Annotated in this window: 18 protein-coding genes; 17 read left to right on the forward strand and 1 reads right to left on the reverse strand. The window is 41.0% G+C overall.

Translation table 11 applies throughout. The annotated features are described in order from the left end of the window. Window positions 1-104: 104 nt before the first annotated feature. Entirely contained in the window at window positions 105-776 is a 672-nt protein-coding gene (locus J2S23_RS10230; RefSeq protein WP_307122623.1) for a YoaK family protein, read from the reverse strand. Between the two features lie 82 nt (window positions 777-858). Between J2S23_RS10230 and rlmH the strand changes: the two genes are divergently transcribed. From rlmH to ftsH, 17 genes are all read left to right on the forward strand, one after another. Then, window positions 859-1,338, forward strand: coding sequence for a 23S rRNA (pseudouridine(1915)-N(3))-methyltransferase RlmH (gene rlmH / locus J2S23_RS10235; protein WP_307122624.1), 480 nt, complete (start codon window positions 859-861; stop codon window positions 1,336-1,338). 76 nt (window positions 1,339-1,414) lie between these two features. Then, on the forward strand, window positions 1,415-2,638 hold the full coding sequence (locus tag J2S23_RS10240; protein WP_307122625.1) for a S1C family serine protease: 1,224 nt from the start codon (window positions 1,415-1,417) through the stop codon (window positions 2,636-2,638). A 73-nt stretch (window positions 2,639-2,711) separates the two neighbouring features. Next, window positions 2,712-3,479 carry a ParB/RepB/Spo0J family partition protein gene (locus tag J2S23_RS10245; protein ID WP_307122626.1) on the forward strand — a complete coding sequence of 256 codons (768 nt, stop codon included), beginning with the start codon at window positions 2,712-2,714 and terminating at the stop codon, window positions 3,477-3,479. A gap of 203 nt (window positions 3,480-3,682) precedes the next feature. Beyond that, the gene (gene dnaA / locus J2S23_RS10250) at window positions 3,683-5,065 is read left to right on the forward strand and encodes a chromosomal replication initiator protein DnaA (RefSeq protein WP_307122627.1); all 1,383 of its coding nucleotides are present in this window, start codon (window positions 3,683-3,685) and stop codon (window positions 5,063-5,065) included. Between the two features lie 150 nt (window positions 5,066-5,215). Next, complete coding sequence (dnaN, locus tag J2S23_RS10255; protein ID WP_307122628.1) at window positions 5,216-6,352, forward strand: DNA polymerase III subunit beta; 1,137 nt, start codon at window positions 5,216-5,218, stop codon at window positions 6,350-6,352. Window positions 6,353-6,395: 43 nt separating this feature from the next. Beyond that, the gene (locus tag J2S23_RS10260; protein ID WP_307122629.1) at window positions 6,396-6,605 is read left to right on the forward strand and encodes a DUF951 domain-containing protein; all 210 of its coding nucleotides are present in this window, start codon (window positions 6,396-6,398) and stop codon (window positions 6,603-6,605) included. Continuing rightward, window positions 6,602-7,315, forward strand: a complete 714-nt coding sequence (locus tag J2S23_RS10265; protein ID WP_307122630.1) for a DUF554 domain-containing protein — start codon at window positions 6,602-6,604, stop codon at window positions 7,313-7,315. Before J2S23_RS10260 ends, J2S23_RS10265 begins: the two co-directional genes overlap by 4 nt. 87 nt (window positions 7,316-7,402) lie before the next feature. Then, a complete protein-coding gene (gene ychF, locus J2S23_RS10270) occupies window positions 7,403-8,521 on the forward strand; it encodes a redox-regulated ATPase YchF (protein WP_307122631.1) in 1,119 nt (372 codons plus the stop codon). Between the two features lie 70 nt (window positions 8,522-8,591). After that, the gene (pth, locus tag J2S23_RS10275; RefSeq protein WP_307122632.1) at window positions 8,592-9,161 is read left to right on the forward strand and encodes an aminoacyl-tRNA hydrolase; all 570 of its coding nucleotides are present in this window, start codon (window positions 8,592-8,594) and stop codon (window positions 9,159-9,161) included. A 1-nt stretch (window position 9,162) separates the two neighbouring features. Next, window positions 9,163-12,663 (forward strand): transcription-repair coupling factor, encoded by a 3,501-nt coding sequence (gene mfd, locus J2S23_RS10280; RefSeq protein WP_307122633.1) that lies wholly within the window; start codon window positions 9,163-9,165, stop codon window positions 12,661-12,663. 165 nt (window positions 12,664-12,828) lie between these two features. After that, window positions 12,829-13,101: an RNA-binding S4 domain-containing protein gene (locus J2S23_RS10285; RefSeq protein ID WP_307122634.1), complete on the forward strand. Its 273-nt coding sequence runs from the start codon at window positions 12,829-12,831 to the stop codon at window positions 13,099-13,101. Next, complete coding sequence (locus J2S23_RS10290) at window positions 13,088-13,471, forward strand: FtsB family cell division protein (RefSeq protein ID WP_307122635.1); 384 nt, start codon at window positions 13,088-13,090, stop codon at window positions 13,469-13,471. The genes J2S23_RS10285 and J2S23_RS10290 overlap by 14 nt, the downstream gene beginning before the upstream one ends. Further along, a complete protein-coding gene (locus J2S23_RS10295) occupies window positions 13,471-13,593 on the forward strand; it encodes an SP_0009 family protein (RefSeq protein ID WP_307122636.1) in 123 nt (40 codons plus the stop codon). Before J2S23_RS10290 ends, J2S23_RS10295 begins: the two co-directional genes overlap by 1 nt. 16 nt (window positions 13,594-13,609) lie before the next feature. Next, the gene (locus J2S23_RS10300; RefSeq protein WP_307122637.1) at window positions 13,610-14,893 is read left to right on the forward strand and encodes a serine hydrolase; all 1,284 of its coding nucleotides are present in this window, start codon (window positions 13,610-13,612) and stop codon (window positions 14,891-14,893) included. Further along, on the forward strand, window positions 14,890-16,164 hold the full coding sequence (gene tilS, locus J2S23_RS10305) for a tRNA lysidine(34) synthetase TilS (protein WP_307122638.1): 1,275 nt from the start codon (window positions 14,890-14,892) through the stop codon (window positions 16,162-16,164). Before J2S23_RS10300 ends, tilS begins: the two co-directional genes overlap by 4 nt. A gap of 13 nt (window positions 16,165-16,177) precedes the next feature. Further along, window positions 16,178-16,720: a hypoxanthine phosphoribosyltransferase gene (gene hpt / locus J2S23_RS10310; protein ID WP_307122639.1), complete on the forward strand. Its 543-nt coding sequence runs from the start codon at window positions 16,178-16,180 to the stop codon at window positions 16,718-16,720. A gap of 24 nt (window positions 16,721-16,744) precedes the next feature. Continuing rightward, window positions 16,745-18,727 (forward strand): ATP-dependent zinc metalloprotease FtsH, encoded by a 1,983-nt coding sequence (gene ftsH, locus J2S23_RS10315; protein ID WP_307122640.1) that lies wholly within the window; start codon window positions 16,745-16,747, stop codon window positions 18,725-18,727. Window positions 18,728-18,952: the final 225 nt, after the last annotated feature.

Here is an 18,952-nt window from a genome sequence, read left to right on the forward strand (position 1 = left end):
TTTTTTGGTATAACCAGCGATGCGCACCCGCATAGCGGGTGGTTTATTTGTTTCGCACCTGCGGAGCGAAACGGACTTAAAGTCACATAACAAAAAAACACAGATTATAGGGTCTGTGTTTTTTCATTTCCCAACCAATAATTCAATAAGATAACTGGAAGAAGTGCGAAGGCTAAGGCAGTTTCTCCAAACTGTTTGGTTAGATAGCTAGACGTGATGATGCCAATAACAAAGCTAAACATCACACTGTAAATCAATAGAGCCTCATGGCGAAGCCTAGGATTTCCTTCCATAATTCCTTTACCCATGAGATGAGCCGCATTTTTGATATTACCAGTCATCATAACATTTCCATAAGGTGCACCACGTAGACGCTTAAAGGTATCTACTTGGATAGATGCGAATAGACTAAGACCTATAATAGTCAAGACTGGAGGTAAATGATGGGTAAAAAGGACGGTCAAAGTAAGGATGGCAAGCATCATCTTACTGCTAAAGGCGTGCCATCTTAAGGGAGAGGCCATTATTTTTTGACGGATAGCATAGTTTAACCATTGTCCAAAGCTAAAAACAAGAAGGGGAACAGCGTAGTCTAAGACACGCACCCAATGCTGATCAGCTATTGCCAAAGCAAAATAAATTAGATTTCCTGTTTGTACTGCAGCAAACCGTTTGCCTTGTGTATGAAAGGTAAAGGCATCAATATAGCCACTTACAAATGTTAATAAGGTAGCGACCCTTAGTCCCTCATATAGTCGATAAGATTTTTTAGTCATAGTGTTTCCCGTGAAACTTTTTTATTCCATTCTATCACATTTTTCTTTTTCCGAAAATATGGACTTGTGTTACAATGAAACTATGAAAATTAAAGTCATTACTGTCGGAAAATTAAAAGAAAAATACCTCAAAGATGGCATAGCAGAATACAGTAAGCGTCTCAGTCGCTTTTGTAAACTAGAATTATTGGAATGTCCAGATGAAAGAACGCCTGATCGGGCTAGTCCTGCTGAAAATCAACAAATTCTCATAAAAGAAGGACAGCGTATTTTAAGTAAAATTGACGACCGTGATTTTGTCATTGCCTTAGCAATTGAAGGTAAGCAATTCCCTTCAGAAGCGTTTAGTCAGCTTATTGATGACAAAACGAGTCAAGGATTTTCAACCATAACCTTTGTGATAGGAGGCAGTCTTGGTCTTGCTCCTGACGTGAAAACAAGAGCTAATCTTTTGATGAGTTTTGGGCAGTTAACACTTCCCCATCAATTAATGAAACTCGTTCTAATAGAACAAATTTACAGGGCCTTCATGATTCAACAAGGAAGTCCTTATCATAAATGAGTTTTAAGGTTTCCTTAAGCCATAAGCTATATAATTGCCACAAAAATTTGAAAAGAGTGAAAAAGGAGTTAAACATATGAAACATGGTCTGAAAAAGTTGCTTAACCTCATCTTAGTTTTAGTTGTAGGTTTCCTAGGTGGTATCTTAGGGGTTATCACCATGCAAAATTATGGATCTTCTTCTACAGCCAATAATACAACCACAACGACCTCAAGCACATCATCAAATACGTCAACAAGTAAGACCAGCTATAATAACACGACCTCTGTTTCAGAAGCTGTTACGAAGGTGCAAGATGCAGTCGTATCAGTCCTCAATTACCAAACCTCCAGTTCTGTGAATTCTGACAATCCTTATAGCATTTTTGGCAACAACACTTCTAGTGGGGAATTGGCCTTAACAGGAGAAGGGTCAGGCGTTATTTATAAAAAAGAAGGCGATGTTGCCTATTTGGTTACTAATACCCACGTTGTAACCGGAGCAGAAGAAATTGAAATAAAATTAGCAGATGGCAATACAGTTGAAGGAACATTGGTTGGTTCTGATACTTATTCGGATATCTCTGTTATTAAAATTGATGCAGCTGCAGTCACTACAGTTGCCGAATTTGGTGATTCTGACAGTGTAAATGTTGGTGAAGTTGCTATCGCTATTGGTAGTCCTTTGGGAGCTGCTTACGCTAACTCTGTAACTCAAGGGATTATTTCAAGTCTCAGTCGAACTGTTACCTCAACGGCTGAAGATGGCCAAACGATCTCTACTAATGCTATCCAAACCGATGCAGCCATTAATCCTGGGAACTCTGGTGGCCCACTCATCAATATTCAAGGGCAGGTCATTGGGATCACATCTAGTAAAATCACTTCAAGTTCTGCTTCCTTATCTTCAAGTGTCTCCGTTGAAGGAATGGGCTTTGCCATCCCATCCAATGATGCTGTTGCTATTATCAATCAACTTGAGAAAAATGGGAAAGTTGAACGTCCAGCCCTAGGCATTCAGATGACTAACTTGAGCAGACTTTCTGCAACTGACCTTGCCCGTTTAAATGTTCCAGAAGAGCTGACAGCTGGAATTGTCGTGATTTCAGTGCAATCTGGACTTTCTGCAGACGGTAATCTTGAAAAATACGATATTATCACCAAGATTGATGACAAAACGATTGAATCTAGCAGCGATTTACAAAGTGCGCTTTATTCAAAAAATATTGGCGATACGGTTACAGTCACTTTCTACCGTGATGGCAAAGAACAAACTGTGGATATTCCATTAAACAGCTCAACAGATGATTTACAACCATAATCTTAACGTTCTCCCAATGATTTAATAGCATTGGGAGATTTACTTTACACTTAAAATATATTATGATAGAGCTATGAATGAGAGATTTACGTTTTTAAATATAAAAGAGATACAAACCAATCCCTATCAACCAAGGCAACAATTTGAACCTGAGAAATTAGAAGAACTGGCCCAATCTATTCGCGAAAATGGGATTATTCAGCCCTTAATCGTGCGAAAATCCCCTATTGTGGGCTATGAGTTACTAGCTGGCGAGCGTCGGTTAAGGGCTAGTCAACTAGCCGGTCTTGAAACGGTACCAGCAGTTATTAAGGAACTTTCTGACCATGAGATGATGACCCAAGCCATTATTGAAAACTTGCAGCGCCATAATCTTAATCCTCTTGAAGAAGCACGCGCCTATCAGCGACTGATTGATAAGGGAAATACCCATGAGCTCATCGCTAAAACTATGGGAAAATCACGCCCTTATATCAGCAACAGTGTCCGTCTCCTTAATCTTTCCGATAAGGTCTTAGCAGCCCTTGAAGAAGAAAAAATTTCTCAAGCCCATGCACGAACACTCCTATCCTTAGACAGTTCACAGAGCCAAGACGACTGGTTAGATAAGATTATTCATCAACATATCAGTGTTCGCCAACTGGAACAACTTCTTAAGCCTAAAACAGCTAAAAAACATAAAGCTAAAAAGAATTTATTTGCTCAAAAGTCAGCTGAAAAACTCAGTCAACAGTTGGGGACAAAAGTTTCCATTTCTGAAAACGGAAAAGGACAAGGTCACATTACCATTTCCTTTACATCTCTTGAAGAATTTGAAAGACTTGTCCACATGCTTGAATAGAGATTGTGACTGACAGGACTGTATCCTCAATATTATCCACATCACAGTGAGATAAAACACCTTTAAATCAAAGGGTTTTCCACATTTATGCACAATTTGTGGAAAACTCTTTTCCATATTGTGGATATTTATCAACAACTTGTGGAAAACTCTCTGAAAGTATGGTAAAATAAGGCAGTGCAAAATAAGATGAGGAGGAAAAAATGTCTTTAGAAGATCAATTTTGGCGACGCGTTCAAGAATTAGCCCGAACACTTTTAAAACAGGCTACTTATGATTACTATGTGTCACAAGCTAAACTCTTGACCATTGTCAATGACACAGCTACTATCCAACTGGATTTGCCTCTTAAACAATTATTTTGGGATACGACCTTACAATCCGCTATTATACAGGCTGGTTTTGAGGTTTTTGAAGTCGAGATGAAGGTTGCTTACGTCTTTTCAGATGCGAATTCTCCATCAGTATTGGAAAAAACAGCTACTGATTCCAGGGGCAATAATGGATCTCAACAGGCTACCATAACTGAAAATCTAGTCCAGGAATATGTTCAGGAGAAACCTGGGATTAATTCTAAATACACTTTTGATAATTTCGTTCAAGGAGAAGGCAATCGCTGGGCCTTTGCGGCTGCTTCAGCAGTATCAGAATCTCCCGGGACAGCCTATAATCCTCTCTTCATTTGGGGTGGTTCGGGACTTGGTAAAACCCATTTGCTCAATGCTATCGGTAATAAGGTTCTCTCAGAAAATCCGAGAGCTCGTGTCAAATACATTACAACTGATAACTTTATCAATGAATACATTTCCCATATCCGGCTCAATACCATGGATGAATTGAAGGAAAAATTCCGTAATTTAGATGTCTTGCTCATTGATGATATCCAATCGCTGGCTCAGAAAAAATCCACACAGGAAGAATTCTTCAATACCTTTAATGCGCTTTACGATAACAAAAAACAAATTGTTTTGACGAGCGACCGGACCCCTAGTCAGTTAGATGGGTTAGAGGAGAGGCTAGTCACGCGCTTTAATTGGGGATTACCGGTTGATATTACACCACCAGATTTTGAAACACGTGTCGCTATTTTGAATCAAAAAATTCAGGAATACAGTCACCTTACTTTTAAGCAAGAAGCGATTGAATACTTAGCCAATCATTTTAATTCAAATGTCCGTGAACTAGAAGGTGCCCTCAAAAATATCAGTCTTGTCGCTAATGTGAAGCAAGTCGATACCATTACAGTTGATTTAGCCGTGGAAGCCCTTAGATCACGAACACAGGCACCAACGACAATGAATGTTATTCCTATTGACAAAATTCAACATGAGGTTGGCCAATTTTACGGGGTTAGTGTCAAGGAAATCAAGGGCACTAAGCGGGTCCAAAATATTGTTCAAGCCCGTCAAGTAGCCATGTATTTGGCGCGTGAGTTGACCGACAATTCTCTTCCAAAAATTGGGAAAGAATTTGGCAATCGCGATCACTCTACTGTTCTTCATGCCTATAACAAAATTAAGGCTGCTCTAGCAAAAGATGATAATCTAACGCTTGAACTTCAAACCATTCGAGGAAAAATTAGATAATCCCTGTGTGTAACTTTTAAACTTATCCACAGGTTTTAAACAAGACTATTTTCTTTTACCTATCATTGCTAGAAGATTTTTCCACCGTTTCCACAAAGCCTACTACTTCTACTTAACTTAATTATATATAACTAACTAAAAGGAGTTCTGATGATTCACTTTTCCATTAATAAATCCTATTTTTTACAAGCCCTTAACACCACTAAACGTGCTATTAGCCATAAAAATGCTATTCCAGTTTTATCAACTGTCAAAATTGATGTCACAACTGAAGGTATTACTTTAACTGGTTCAAACGGCCAAATTTCTATTGAAAACTTTATTGCAACCAAAGAAGAAAATGCAGGTCTCTTGGTCACTTCTCCAGGTGCTATTTTACTTGAAGCTACATTCTTTATTAACGTTGTATCAAGTCTTCCAGATGTAACCCTTGATTTTAAAGAGATTGAGAAAAATCAGATTGTTTTAACCAGTGGTAAGTCTGAAATCACCCTTAAAGGCAAAGATGCAGAACAGTACCCACGCCTTCAAGACATGCAAGCGGAAAATCCATTAGTCCTTGAAACCAAGGTGTTAAAAGACGTGATTAATGAAACAGCCTTTGCAGCTAGCCTTCAAGAGAGTCGTCCAATCTTGACTGGGGTTCACTTGGTTCTTTCAGATCATCAGTCCCTAAAAACAGTTGCTACTGACTCTCACCGTCTCAGCCAACGCAAACTCTCTCTTGAAAAAGCTTCTGATAATTTTGATGTGGTGATTCCAAGTCGTTCTTTAAGGGAGTTCTCAGCCGTTTTCACAGACGATATTGAAACCGTCGAGATTTTCTTTGCCAATAACCAAATTCTCTTTAGAAGTGACAATATTAGCTTCTACACGCGTCTGTTGGAAGGCAACTACCCTGATACCGATCGTCTGATTCCTTCTGAATTCAATACGGTGATCAGCTTCAACCGCGATCACCTACGTTCAGCTATGGAACGTGCCCGTATCCTCTCTAATGCCACGCAAAATGGTACGGTGAAATTAGAAGTGACTAATGGGGTGGTTAGTGCCCATGTTAATTCCCCAGAAGTCGGACAGGTCCATGAAGAATTAGATAGCCTTTCAGTGACGGGTGAGGATTTAACCATCAGCTTCAACCCAACTTATTTAATTGATGCCTTGAAAGCTATTGATAGCGATCAAGTGACCATTTCCTTTATTTCAGCTGTGCGTCCCTTTACGCTTGTTCCTGCAGAGGATCAAGGCGAATTTATCCAGTTGATCACACCAGTACGCACTAACTAAACCGTTTAAACTCCTTCGGGAGTTTTTTTGAAAAGGAGAGACGATGTACGAATTAGGTCAGTTGGTAGAAATGAAAAAGCCCCATGCCTGCACTATCAAAGCGACAGGTAAAAAGGCCAATTGTTGGGAAATTACGCGGCTAGGTGCAGATATCAAAATCAAATGCACCAATTGTGACCATGTGGTTATGATGAGCCGACATGATTTTGAGAAGAAGATGAAGAAAGTTTTTGAGGAAACGACGCTATCATGACAGGAACAGTCTTAAATGCCGTTGGCGTCCTCTTAGGCGGTGGTTTAGGGCTCCTTCTAGGAAAAGGGTTAAAACCAGGCACCCAAACCTCTCTGATGACCATGACAGGGGTCTCTGTCCTCTTTTTAGGCATTGGTGGTGCCATGGAAGAGCTTCTAACCTTATCAGAAACAGGCCTTGCTACTCAAGGAGGCATGATGCTGATAGTCAGTATCATGCTAGGAACCTTGATTGGAGAAGTGCTCAATATTGAAGGAGCCTTTGAACACTTAGGAAACTGGCTGAAAACCATCAGCCAAAATGACCAAGATAGCCAATTTATCGATGCCTTTCTGACGTCTTCTTTAACCATTTGCATCGGAGCCATGGCCATTGTTGGTGCCATTACAGAAGGGCTAACGGGAGATTACAGTATCCTTGCAGCTAAGGCCATTCTAGATTTTATGATTGTCCTTTTGGTGACGACGTCTAAGGGCAAGGGGAGCCTGTTTGCGGCGGTACCCTTGGTTTTGTTACAAGGCAGTGTAACCTTACTTGCAGGAATTATTGCTCCCTTAATGACAGACCAAGCCCTATCCAATCTGTCTCTGGTTGGCAATGTCCTCATTTTTTGTGTCGGCCTCAATTTGGTCTTTGACAAGGGGATAAAGGTGGCCAACAGCCTACCAGCTATCTTGATTGCGGTTGCCTATGCTTTTTTGCCGTTCTAAAGCTATAAAACTTGTCATTAGACAAGTTTTTTTCATTTTTTTCTGCTATAATAGTCATGATTGAAATTTTGAAAACGGAGATAAGACATGGCTTTAACAGCAGGTATCGTCGGTTTGCCAAATGTTGGTAAATCAACCCTATTTAATGCAATTACCAAGGCAGGAGCAGAAGCTGCCAACTACCCTTTTGCGACCATTGACCCAAACGTTGGGATGGTGGAAGTACCAGATGAGCGTTTGACCAAGTTGACAGAGTTGATTACCCCTAAAAAGACTGTTCCGACAACCTTTGAATTTACAGATATCGCTGGGATTGTAAAGGGGGCTTCTAAAGGGGAAGGTCTTGGAAATAAGTTCTTGGCTAATATCCGTGAAGTGGATGCCATTGTCCATGTGGTGCGTGCCTTTGATGATGAAAATGTTATGCGGGAGCAAGGCCGTGATGATGCCTTTGTGGATCCTTTGGCAGATATTGACACCATTAACTTGGAATTGATTCTGGCAGACCTTGATTCGGTCAACAAACGCTATGCGCGTGTTGAAAAAATGGCCCGTACCCAAAAAGACAAGGACTCTGTAGCAGAATTTAACGTCCTTCAAAAAATCAAACCTGTCCTTGAAGATGGCAAATCAGCCCGTACCATCGACTTTACAGAAGAAGAGCAACGTGTCGTCAAACAACTCTTCCTATTGACAACCAAGCCTGTCCTTTACGTGGCAAATGTCGATGAAGACAAGGTGTCTGAGCCAGATGAAATCGACTACGTCAAGCAAATCCGTGAGTTTGCAGCGACTGAAAACGCAGAGGTTGTCGTCATCTCAGCGCGTGCAGAAGAAGAGATTTCAGAGCTGGAAGATGATGAGGAACGCCAAGAATTCCTTGAAGCCATCGGTTTGACTGAATCTGGTGTGGATAAATTAACCCGTGCAGCCTACCATTTATTAGGTTTGGGGACTTACTTTACAGCAGGTGAAAAAGAAGTCCGTGCCTGGACCTTTAAACGCGGTATCAAGGCCCCTCAAGCTGCTGGGATTATCCATTCTGACTTTGAAAAAGGCTTTATCCGTGCCGTAACCATGTCCTACGATGATTTGATGACTTACGGTAGTGAGAAGGCTGTTAAAGAAGCTGGACGCCTCCGTGAAGAAGGAAAAGAATATGTCGTTCAAGATGGCGACATCATGGAATTTCGCTTTAACGTATAAGAAAGTTGAAAAGACCATAAGGCTGGAAAGTTTTTCCAGTCCTTTTGGCGTTTAGAGACAAGGAGAAAAGATGACAAAAATGATCGTAGGCCTCGGTAACCCAGGCTCTAAATACCATGAAACCAGACACAATGTTGGGTTTATGCTGGTGGATAAATTGGCCAAAGCAGCCAATGAAACTTTTACAGAAGACAAGGTCTTCAAGGCTGAAATCGCAACGACCCGTCTCAATGGGGAGAAAATCTTTTTGGTCAAGCCAACGACCTTTATGAATAAATCAGGTGAGGCTGTCCATGCCCTTGTCACCTATTTTGGCCTGGATATTGAAGATATCATCATTGTTTATGATGATTTAGACATGGAAGTTGGAAAGGTCCGTTTTCGTCAAAAGGGCTCTGCAGGAGGACACAACGGGATTAAATCCATTATTGCTCATCTTGGTACTCAGGAATTTGACCGGGTTAAGATTGGGATTGGCCGTCCCCAAAATGGTGTACCTGTCCATCATCATGTCCTGACAAGATTCGAAAATGACGATTACATTGCTATTTTAAACGCCCTTGACAGGGTTGACAATGCTGTCAACTTTTATTTTCAAGAGGGTGATTTTACCAAAATGACACAACGGTACAGTGGCTAGTATGAATATAAAAGAACTAATCAGTCAAAATAAATCGGTCAATAGCTGGCTTAGCCATCTCAACCAAAACCATCGCCAACTGCTTATGGGACTGTCTGAGTCCTCAAAGGCCCTGGTTATGGCAACAGCCCTAGAAGAATTTCCAGACCAAAAAATCTTGGTCGTGACAGCCAATAACAATGAAGCTGAAAAACTGGCTGCAGACTTAGAAGGGTTATTGGGAATCGATAAAGTCTACCATTTCTTTGCAGATGATGCCGCAGTGGCTGAATTTGTCTTTGCCTCTGATGAAAAGGTCCAATCCCGCGTGCGAACCTTGAATTTTTTACAAGACAAAGACAAGTCAGGAATTGTGATCGCCAGTATACAAGCGACACGCTTACTTTTACCCAATCCCAAGGACTACAAAGATCACGTCTTTACCTGGGAGATAGGTGTTGAAGTAGCTCTCGAAAAGCTGTTAAAAGACCTGCACAATATGGGTTACAAAAAAGAAGAGCGGGTATTGACACCTGGTGAATTTAGCCTGCGTGGGGACATCTTAGATATCTATTGCTTTGGGCAAGACCATCCCTACCGCATCGAATTCTTTGGAGATGAGATTGACAGTATCCGTAGCTTTGACAGTGTTAACCAAACCTCGATTGCCAGTTTAGAGTCTATTACCATTACACCAGCTACAGACATCCTAACGCATACAGAAGACTATCAACGTCTTGTCAATATTCTATCAACTAAAATTGACAATACTGACAACCTCATCTTAAAATCTTATTTGGAAGAAGTTGTCTCTGAAGTTAAGCATGAAAAACGCCACGAACAGATTCGTCAGTTCCTAAGTTACCTCTATGCAAAAGAGTGGACCCTTCTTGATTATTTGCCAGCGTCAAGCTCAATCTTTTTTGATGATTTCCATAGAATTCAAGACAGCCATGCCCGGTTTGAAATGGAAATGGCAGACTACTTGACAAGTAATTTACAAAATAGTAAAGAACTTCCTGATCAGGTTTATTTTGCTTCTATCTACTCTCAATTGCGACAGCACAAGCCCGCTAGCTTTTTCTCCCCCTTTCAAAAAGGCTTGGGCAATCTTCAGTTTGATCAACTTCACCAATTTAACCAGCACAAGATGCAGGAATTTTTCAGTCAAATCCCACTCTTAGCAGATGAATTGAGACGTTTTGGAAAATCTGGCTATACCGTATTAATCCAATCTGAGTCTGAGCAAGGTTTACAAAATCTCCAAAAAACCTTACAGGAATATGATATTGACTTACCGATTGTACAAGAAGATGCCATTGAAGTCGGAAAGGCTCAGCTGATTTTAGGCCATCTGTCTTCTGGCTTTAATTTCATGGATGAAAAAATTGCCCTCATTACCAGTCATGAAATTTTCCATAAAAAGGTAAAGAGACGGACACGTCGGGCTAATATCAGCAATGCTGAAAAGCTTAAGGACTACTCTGAGCTGGAAAAAGGGGACTATGTGGTCCACCATGTTCATGGTATCGGACAATATCTAGGAATTGAAACCATTGTGGTATCGGGTATCCATAGGGATTATTTGACTATCCAATACCAAAATTCGGATCGGATTTCCCTGCCTGTTGACCAGATTGAACTTTTATCCAAATATGTCGCCAGTGATGGCAAAGAGCCTAAAATCAATAAGCTTAATGATGGGCGGTTCCAAAAGACCAAGTCCAAGGTTCAAAAGCAGGTAGAAGACATTGCCGAAGACTTGATTAAACTCTATGCCGAACGCAGCCAGTTGGAAGGCCATGCTTTCTCAGCAGATGATGCCAATCAAACCGAATTTGATGAGGCCTTTAGCTATGTGGAGACCGATGACCAACTCCAGTCCATTAAGGAAATCAAAAAGGACATGGAAGCCAAGCAACCCATGGACCGTCTCTTGGTGGGGGATGTTGGCTTTGGGAAGACCGAGGTTGCCATGCGGGCAGCTTTTAAGGCTGTCAACGATGGCAAGCAAGTTGCTATCCTTGTTCCTACAACAGTCCTTGCCCAGCAGCACTATACCAACTTCCTGTCTCGTTTTCTTGACTTCCCTGTCAACGTGGATGTTCTCAGCCGTTTTAGAAGTAAGGCCGAGCAAACAAAAACTCTTGAAAAATTGAAAAAGGGCCAGATTGACATCATTATCGGGACCCATCGCCTCTTATCTGATGATGTAGTCTTTAACGATTTGGGCTTGATTGTCATCGATGAGGAACAGCGTTTTGGCGTCAAGCACAAGGAAAAACTGAAGACCTTGAAAACCAAGGTGGATGTCCTAACCTTAACCGCGACTCCTATCCCTCGGACTTTACACATGTCTATGCTGGGAATTCGGGATTTGTCCGTTATTGAAACGCCACCGACCAACCGTTACCCTGTTCAGACCTACGTCATGGAGACTAATCAAGCTGTGATTCGAGATGCGATTTTACGGGAATTAGACCGTGAGGGTCAGGTGTTTTACCTTTACAATCGGGTTGATACCATTGAACAAAAGGTGGCAGAACTCCAAGAATTGGTGCCAGAGGCTACGATCGGTTTTGTTCATGGCCAGATGAGTGAAGTCATGCTGGAAAATACGCTCCTAGACTTTATCAATGGGGAATACGATGTCCTTGTCACGACGACCATCATTGAAACAGGTGTGGATATTCCAAATGCCAATACCCTCTTTATTGAGAATGCCGACTATATGGGGCTGTCAACCTTGTATCAACTGCGTGGACGGGTGGGACGTAGCAATCGGATCGCCTATGCCTATTTCATGTACCGACCTGATAAGAGTTTGACTGAGGTTGCTGAGAAGCGTTTGGAGGCTATTAAGGGCTTTACAGAGCTTGGATCTGGTTTCAAAATTGCCATGCACGACCTCTCTATCCGGGGTGCTGGTAATATCTTAGGAGCTTCCCAATCTGGCTTTATTGACTCCGTTGGTTTTGAGTTGTACAGTCAGTTGCTAGAAGAAGCTATCGCTCAAAAACAAGGAATCACCAAGGAACGGCAGCGGTCCAATGCGGAACTTAATCTCCAGATTGATGCTTATTTACCAAGTGATTACATCAGCGATGAACGCCAAAAAATTGAGATTTACAAACGGATTCGTCAGATGGACAACCGGGACGATTACATGGCTTTACAGGATGAGTTGGTTGACCGTTTTGGCGAATACCCTGATGTGGTCGCTTATCTGATTGAAATAGGCCTCCTCAAATCTTTTATGGACCAAGCTTTTGTGGAAGTTGTTGATAACAAAGCTGGTACCATTACTGTGCGGTTTGAGGCTGCAGCTCGCTTGCTCTATTTGACACAGGATTATTTTGAAGCCCTATCTAAAACTAATCTCAAGGCCCGAATTGCTGAAAATGGTGACAAAATGGAAGTCATTTTTGATGCCAGACACCTCAAAGATTTTGAAATCTTAGAAGAACTCATGCTTTTTGCAGAACAATTATTGGCAATTAAGGTTAGAAAGACCAATTTATAAATCAGTAATATGTTAAATTGTAGATTATTATAAAAAAAGAAGATAAATTTCCTCATACAACCCATTTGTAAAGTAGAAAAAATATTTTTACACAAGTTATTTAGTGTAAAGCTCTGCTATTTTCACAAAAAAATGGTAAAATAGAGGAGATTTTGAGGTGAGAATATGAGATTAGATAAATATTTAAAAGTATCCCGGATTATTAAGCGTCGCCCAGTTGCAAAAGAAGTGGCAGATAAGGGACGCATTAAAGTAAATGGTGTTTTAGCCAAATCGTCAACAGACATTAAAATCAATGATTTAATAGAGATTCGATTTGGAAATAAAATCCTAACAGTTAAGGTATTGGAAATGAAAGACAGCACTAAAAAAGAAGATGCTGCAAAAATGTTTGAAATCATTGGTGAAACACGGGTAGAAGCAGATGAGCAAAACTAAACCAAGGGTATTGCAACTGAACAATTCCTTTATCCAGACTCAAAGGCGTAAAAACCAAAAAGTACTTAAGGAAAATCAGAAGAAAAACCGGCTCATGGGGATGATTTTGATCCTTGTTATCTTTTTGTTTACCCTGCCAGCCTATAACCTCATGCAGTCTTATGAGGATTTGCTAACCAAGCGCGCTAGACTAGCAGAAATGAAAACAGAATACGAGACCTTGGAGCAACAGGTCGAAGAAGAGCAGGCCCTGGTCAAGAAACTTTCTGATAAAGATTACTCAGCAAAGTACATCAGAGCCAGATACCATTATTCCAAGGATGGTGAATTTGTATATACGATCCCTAATCTCTTGCCGAGGTCTAACTGATGGAAGATTTAGCTAAAACAATCGAAACCTTTTTAGCTTATTCAGACGAAAAATTAGAAGAATTAGCTCAAAAAAATCAAAACCTTAAACAGAAAAAAGATTCAGAAAAACAACAAACATAAGAAAGGAGGAGGACACATGCGCAAATTTATTTTGTTTTTTGTGACCTCTACTTTTTTTATGGGCCTTCCGGTAGACAGTGTCGAGAGGGATTTTGAACTGTCTCCAGAAAGGCAATTTCAACTCACCAGTCCTGTTTACTCGGATTATTATGAAACGGTACCTGTCAATCCCAATGTTTATGAAACCATTAAGACCTTTAAAGACATCGACTTAGCGGAAACTGCTGGAAAAATTGAACCCAATCAAACTCTCCATATCGTTGATATGTCTGTTAATAGCTACCTCCAACCCGTTTTTCAATTGGACAATGGGACATATGTATTAGCAATTGCATCTGATATTTTTGAAGATACGGTGACAAGTGCCTATGAAACAGAAGAGATCTTTTGGCTGAAAAAAGGAAGCTCCGTGATGACTAGCCCGATCGGACTGGAAGCTAAAAAAGTTTCTAAAGCGCCAAAGGACTATTCTAAAGTTATTGTGACCGAAATGGCGACAACCCCTCGTGGCCAATTTGCAAAGATTGAAGCAGGTTGGGTATCAACAGATGATTTATCAGCGCAAGACAATCGTATGGAAAGGGTACAGGACATTCTAACCCAAAAATATAATCAAGCAGGCTATGGGATTTATGTTCAGCAGTTAGACACAGGCTTAACTGCTGGTATCAATGAAGATAAAGTAATGTACAGTGCAAGTACTGCAAAATTACCGGTCTTGTACATGGCACAAAAGCAACTGGATTCCGCTGAAATCAAGTTATCGGACAAATTAAAATATTCCGAGGAAGTCCATCGTTTTAAGGGAGCTTATCAGCCAGACGGCGCTGGTAGTATGACCAAAAAGGCAGACAACAAAGAATACACGATTGAGCATCTTATCCAGAAAACCGCTAAGGAATCTGATAATGTTGCTAGCAATATTTTGGCCTATTACCTAACCGATCAGTTCAATGCCAACTATTATGAGATCATGGACAGTTTAACAGGTCATTCTTGGGAAATGGTCAAAAAAGAAGGTACAGCCAAGCAGGCTGGTTTAGTGATGACCGCCCTTTATGAGTTGAACCCTAATGGTACCGTATTGGAGGCTCTTTCTGAGACCGCCTTTGATAAGGAGCGTATTTCTAAAAATATCGATGTCAAGGTTGCCCATAAGATTGGGGATGCCTATGATTTCCGACACGATGTTGCTATTGTCTACACGGAGTCACCCTTTGTCCTCTCTATCTTTACAGATAATAAAAGCTATAAAGATATTTCAAGTATTGCAGATGAGGTGTATGAGGTGCTCAAATGATAAAACAAGATTTTTATAAAGTTGCCTCTCAGAGGCACTTTTTTGATAAGCATGACAAGGTTTTAATTGCTGTGTCAGGTGGTCTAGATTCGATGACTCTCCTTACCCTCATGCTAGAATATCAAGCTGCTTTTAAGATTGAGCTAGGAATTGCTCATGTCCATCACGGGCAACGGTTGGCATCAGACGCTGAAGCTGCTTATCTGGAAGAATATGCAAAAAAATATGGCATTGCATATCACTTTTCGCGGTTCACAGGTGATTTTTCAGAAGAAAGGGCGCGTGACTTTCGCTACCAATTTTTTAAGGACTGCATGGCAGAAAAAGGATACAGTGCCGTGGTCACAGCTCATCATGCGGATGACCAAGCAGAGACAGTACTCATGCGCCTCATCAGAGGAAGCCGTTTACGCCATCTTTCAGGGATTAAGGAACGACAAGCCTTTGGTCCTGGAGAACTGATTCGACCGCTTCTCTCCTTTTCAAAGTCAGAGTTTGAGTCAATTTTTCATTTTGAAGATGAATCCAATCTGTCAAAGGATTACTTTCGCAATCGGGTTCGTCACGATTATTTGCCCCTATTAGCAACTGAAAATCCCAACCTCAACCAACACCTATATCACCTAGCGCAGGAAGTTGATGATTTAACCACAGCAATCACCCATTTCATAAAAGAGATTGACTACACCTGTCTTGAGGTGTTTAATGCTTATCCAGACAGCATACAAAGTTATTTTTTACAAGATTATTTGGATCAAATTCCTGATTTAAAAACACTTCACAAGGCTCAGTTTGAGGATTTGCTTCATATCCTTAGAACCCAAAAAAACAAAATCATTCCTCTTAAGGCAGATTACCAGCTCATAGTGACCTATGAAGGCTTTAAGATTGAAAAAATCAACCCCAAGACGGATGAAACCACCCCGATTATTATGGTAGAATCAGGAAATCATGTTTTTCATGGAAGTTTCCAATTTGGTTTCAACCAAAAGATTGACCATGCCGATCAGGAAGTGGTACTCTTGTCTGAAAGTCCAGTCTATCTAAGGTCGAGGCAAGCAGGTGATCAGATGATCATCAACGGGCAAACCCGAAAGGTGAGGCGGTTGTTCATCGATCAAAAAGTACCACTTTCCGAACGAAACGAAGCCATTATGATTGAACAGGATCAAAAAATCCTAGGAATTGTTGGAATTGCTGTCAGTGATTTGAGTAAATACCCAAAAAGTGATACAATAAACAACAGACTATATATCAAAAAAATTAAATGAAAGAAAGACTTGCATGTTAGAACAAGATATTAAAAAAGTCCTCATCACCGAAGAAGAAATAAGAGCAAAATCCAAGGAACTCGGACAGTTATTAACTAAGGAATATGCTGGCAAAAATCCAATTTTAATTGGTGTTTTAAAGGGTTCCGTGCCATTCTTGGCCGAATTGATCAAACATATTGATACTCATGTTGAGCTCGAATTCATGATTGTTTCAAGCTATCACGGAGGGACAGAAAGTTCTGGTCACGTTAACATCATCAAAGATGTTGATGTTGATGTTGCTGGACGAGATGTGATTTTTGTTGAAGACATCATTGACACAGGTCGGACTCTTAAAGATTTGCGTGAGCTCTTTCTTAAACGTCAGCCATCTTCAGTTAAAATTGTAACTTTGGTTGATAAACCTGAAGGCCGTGTTGTTGAGATAGAAGCAGATTACACAGGATTTATTGTTCCAAACGAATTTCTAATTGGTTTTGGACTGGACTATGCTGAAAATTACCGTAATCTTCCATATATTGGAGTGTTAAAAGAGGAAGTTTACAGCAACTAAAGATAAGCAGGTATTGGCACATTTATGAATAATCGAAAAAATAGTTTCTTAAGAAATTCCTTCCTATATATAGTGCTCATCATTGCACTAGTTTCTGGGTTCCAGTATTTATTCCAAGGGGACACTACTGTCAATCAAGAAATCTCTTACTCTCAGATGATAGAGCAGTTTAAGGATGGCAAGGTTGAAGAAATCACCTACCAGCCAGGAGATGGTGTTATCGCCATTACGGGTACCTATAAAGAACCTCAAGAGCCAGAAGAATCAACTGAAACCAACATTCAATTCTTCGCTACTACGCCAACGAAAGCGACAGGCTTTAAGTCGTTGGTTTTAGCTTCAGACATCACGGTTTCAGAATTAACGACTTTGGCCGCTGAAGAAAATGTGGACATCACAGTTAAACCACGTAGCTCTAATGGCATGTGGCTCAGCCTCCTTGTCAATTTTGTTCCTTTGTTGTTCCTTGGTTTCTTCCTCTTTTCCATGATGGGTCAAGGCGGTGCAGGTGGTGGCGGTGCGCGTGGCGCTATGAACTTTGGCCGTAACAAAGCTCGCTCCATGAACAAAGATGACATCAAAGTTCGTTTCTCAGATGTTGCTGGAGCGGAAGAAGAAAAACAAGAACTAGTAGAAGTTGTGGAGTTTTTGAAGGATCCTAAGCGGTACACTGCTCTGGGTGCAAGAATTCCAGCAGGTGTCCTCCTTGAAGGGCCACCAGGAACTGGTAAAACGTTGTTAGCTAAGGCAGTTGCTGGTGAAGCAGGCGTTCCTTTCTTCTCGATTTCCGGTTCAGACTTCGTTGAGATGTTTGTCGGTGTTGGTGCCAGTCGTGTGCGTTCTCTTTTTGAAGATGCTAAGAAAGCTGCGCCAGCTATTATCTTTATCGATGAGATTGATGCCGTTGGTCGCCAACGTGGAATTGGTCTCGGAGGGGGAAATGACGAACGGGAACAAACCCTCAACCAACTCTTGATTGAAATGGATGGTTTTGAGGGCAATGAAGGCATTATTATCATTGCGGCCACTAACCGTAGCGATGTCTTAGACCCGGCCCTTCTTCGTCCAGGACGGTTTGACCGTAAAGTCCTTGTCGGTCGTCCGGATGTCAAAGGCCGTGAGGCTATTTTGAAAGTCCATGCACGGAACAAACCACTAGCGAGTGACGTCGATTTGAAATTGGTTGCTCAACAAACGCCAGGGTTTGTGGGTGCTGATTTGGAAAATGTATTGAACGAAGCTGCTCTTGTTGCTGCCCGTCGAAACAAAACAAAAATTGATGCATCAGATATTGATGAGGCTGAAGACCGTGTTATTGCAGGGCCTTCTAAGAAAGATAGGACCATCTCTCAACGTGAACGTGAAATGGTAGCTTACCATGAAGCAGGTCACACTATCGTAGGTCTTGTCCTTTCAAATGCTAGAGAAGTTCATAAAGTGACGATTGTTCCTCGTGGTCGCGCAGGAGGCTACATGATTGCTCTTCCAAAAGAAGACCAAATGCTCTTGTCTAAAGACGATATGAAAGAACAATTGGCAGGATTGATGGGTGGTCGTGTCGCTGAGGAGATTATCTTTAACGCTCAGACCACAGGCGCTTCAAATGACTTTGAACAAGCGACTCAAATGGCACGTGCTATGGTCACAGAGTATGGCATGAGCGATAAAATGGGTCCAATGCAATATGAAGGTAACCATGCTATCATGCCTGGAGTTGGAAGCCCTCAAAAATCCTTCTCAGACCAGACTGCTTATGAAATTGATGCAGAAGTTCGTCAACTTCTTAACGATGCAAGAAATAAAGCAGCAGAAATCATCCAAGGCCATCGCGAAACACATAAGCTAATCGCCGAAGCCCTTCTTAAATATGAAACGCTTGACAGTAACCAAATCAAATCGATTTATGAAACTGGAAAGATGCCACATGAAACAGAAGAAGAGGAAGCTAAGGCTCTCTCTTATGATGAAGTCAAACAAAAATTAGAAACAGAAACAAAAGAAAACTAATCTATAAGTTTCTGATCCCAAAAACACCCTCGATAGGAATATATCCTATCGAGGGTGTTCATGTTATCTAAAAAAAACTCAGAAAAAAACCCCTTCAACCCTTGATATAACAAGCATTACGAGCTGTCAGGAAGAAAGGGCTAAGTAAAAAAATAAAAAATTTAGGATAAAAGTATTGACAGGGATAGAAGTAGGTGGTATACTAAGATAGTTGTCTCGCGAGAG

It is taken from the genome of Streptococcus moroccensis (assembly GCF_030812835.1).
GTDB classification, from domain to species: domain Bacteria; phylum Bacillota; class Bacilli; order Lactobacillales; family Streptococcaceae; genus Streptococcus; species Streptococcus moroccensis.

Bases quoted from the DNA above. Each gene is read 5' to 3' on its own strand.
- rlmH (WP_307122624.1), top strand. From the start codon at position 859: ATGAAAATTAAAGTCATTACTGTCGGAAAATTAAAAGAAAAATACCTC.
- dnaA (WP_307122627.1), top strand. From the start codon at position 3,683: ATGTCTTTAGAAGATCAATTTTGGCGACGCGTTCAAGAATTAGCCCGA.
- mfd (WP_307122633.1), top strand. From the start codon at position 9,163: ATGAATATAAAAGAACTAATCAGTCAAAATAAATCGGTCAATAGCTGG.
- J2S23_RS10290 (WP_307122635.1), top strand. From the start codon at position 13,088: ATGAGCAAAACTAAACCAAGGGTATTGCAACTGAACAATTCCTTTATC.
- ychF (WP_307122631.1), top strand. From the start codon at position 7,403: ATGGCTTTAACAGCAGGTATCGTCGGTTTGCCAAATGTTGGTAAATCA.
- hpt (WP_307122639.1), top strand. From the start codon at position 16,178: ATGTTAGAACAAGATATTAAAAAAGTCCTCATCACCGAAGAAGAAATA.
- J2S23_RS10230 (WP_307122623.1), bottom strand. From the start codon at position 776: ATGACTAAAAAATCTTATCGACTATATGAGGGACTAAGGGTCGCTACC.
- ftsH (WP_307122640.1), top strand. From the start codon at position 16,745: ATGAATAATCGAAAAAATAGTTTCTTAAGAAATTCCTTCCTATATATA.
- pth (WP_307122632.1), top strand. From the start codon at position 8,592: ATGACAAAAATGATCGTAGGCCTCGGTAACCCAGGCTCTAAATACCAT.
- J2S23_RS10295 (WP_307122636.1), top strand. From the start codon at position 13,471: ATGGAAGATTTAGCTAAAACAATCGAAACCTTTTTAGCTTATTCAGAC.
- tilS (WP_307122638.1), top strand. From the start codon at position 14,890: ATGATAAAACAAGATTTTTATAAAGTTGCCTCTCAGAGGCACTTTTTT.
- J2S23_RS10245 (WP_307122626.1), top strand. From the start codon at position 2,712: ATGAATGAGAGATTTACGTTTTTAAATATAAAAGAGATACAAACCAAT.
- J2S23_RS10240 (WP_307122625.1), top strand. From the start codon at position 1,415: ATGAAACATGGTCTGAAAAAGTTGCTTAACCTCATCTTAGTTTTAGTT.
- J2S23_RS10285 (WP_307122634.1), top strand. From the start codon at position 12,829: ATGAGATTAGATAAATATTTAAAAGTATCCCGGATTATTAAGCGTCGC.
- J2S23_RS10260 (WP_307122629.1), top strand. From the start codon at position 6,396: ATGTACGAATTAGGTCAGTTGGTAGAAATGAAAAAGCCCCATGCCTGC.
- J2S23_RS10300 (WP_307122637.1), top strand. From the start codon at position 13,610: ATGCGCAAATTTATTTTGTTTTTTGTGACCTCTACTTTTTTTATGGGC.
- J2S23_RS10265 (WP_307122630.1), top strand. From the start codon at position 6,602: ATGACAGGAACAGTCTTAAATGCCGTTGGCGTCCTCTTAGGCGGTGGT.
- dnaN (WP_307122628.1), top strand. From the start codon at position 5,216: ATGATTCACTTTTCCATTAATAAATCCTATTTTTTACAAGCCCTTAAC.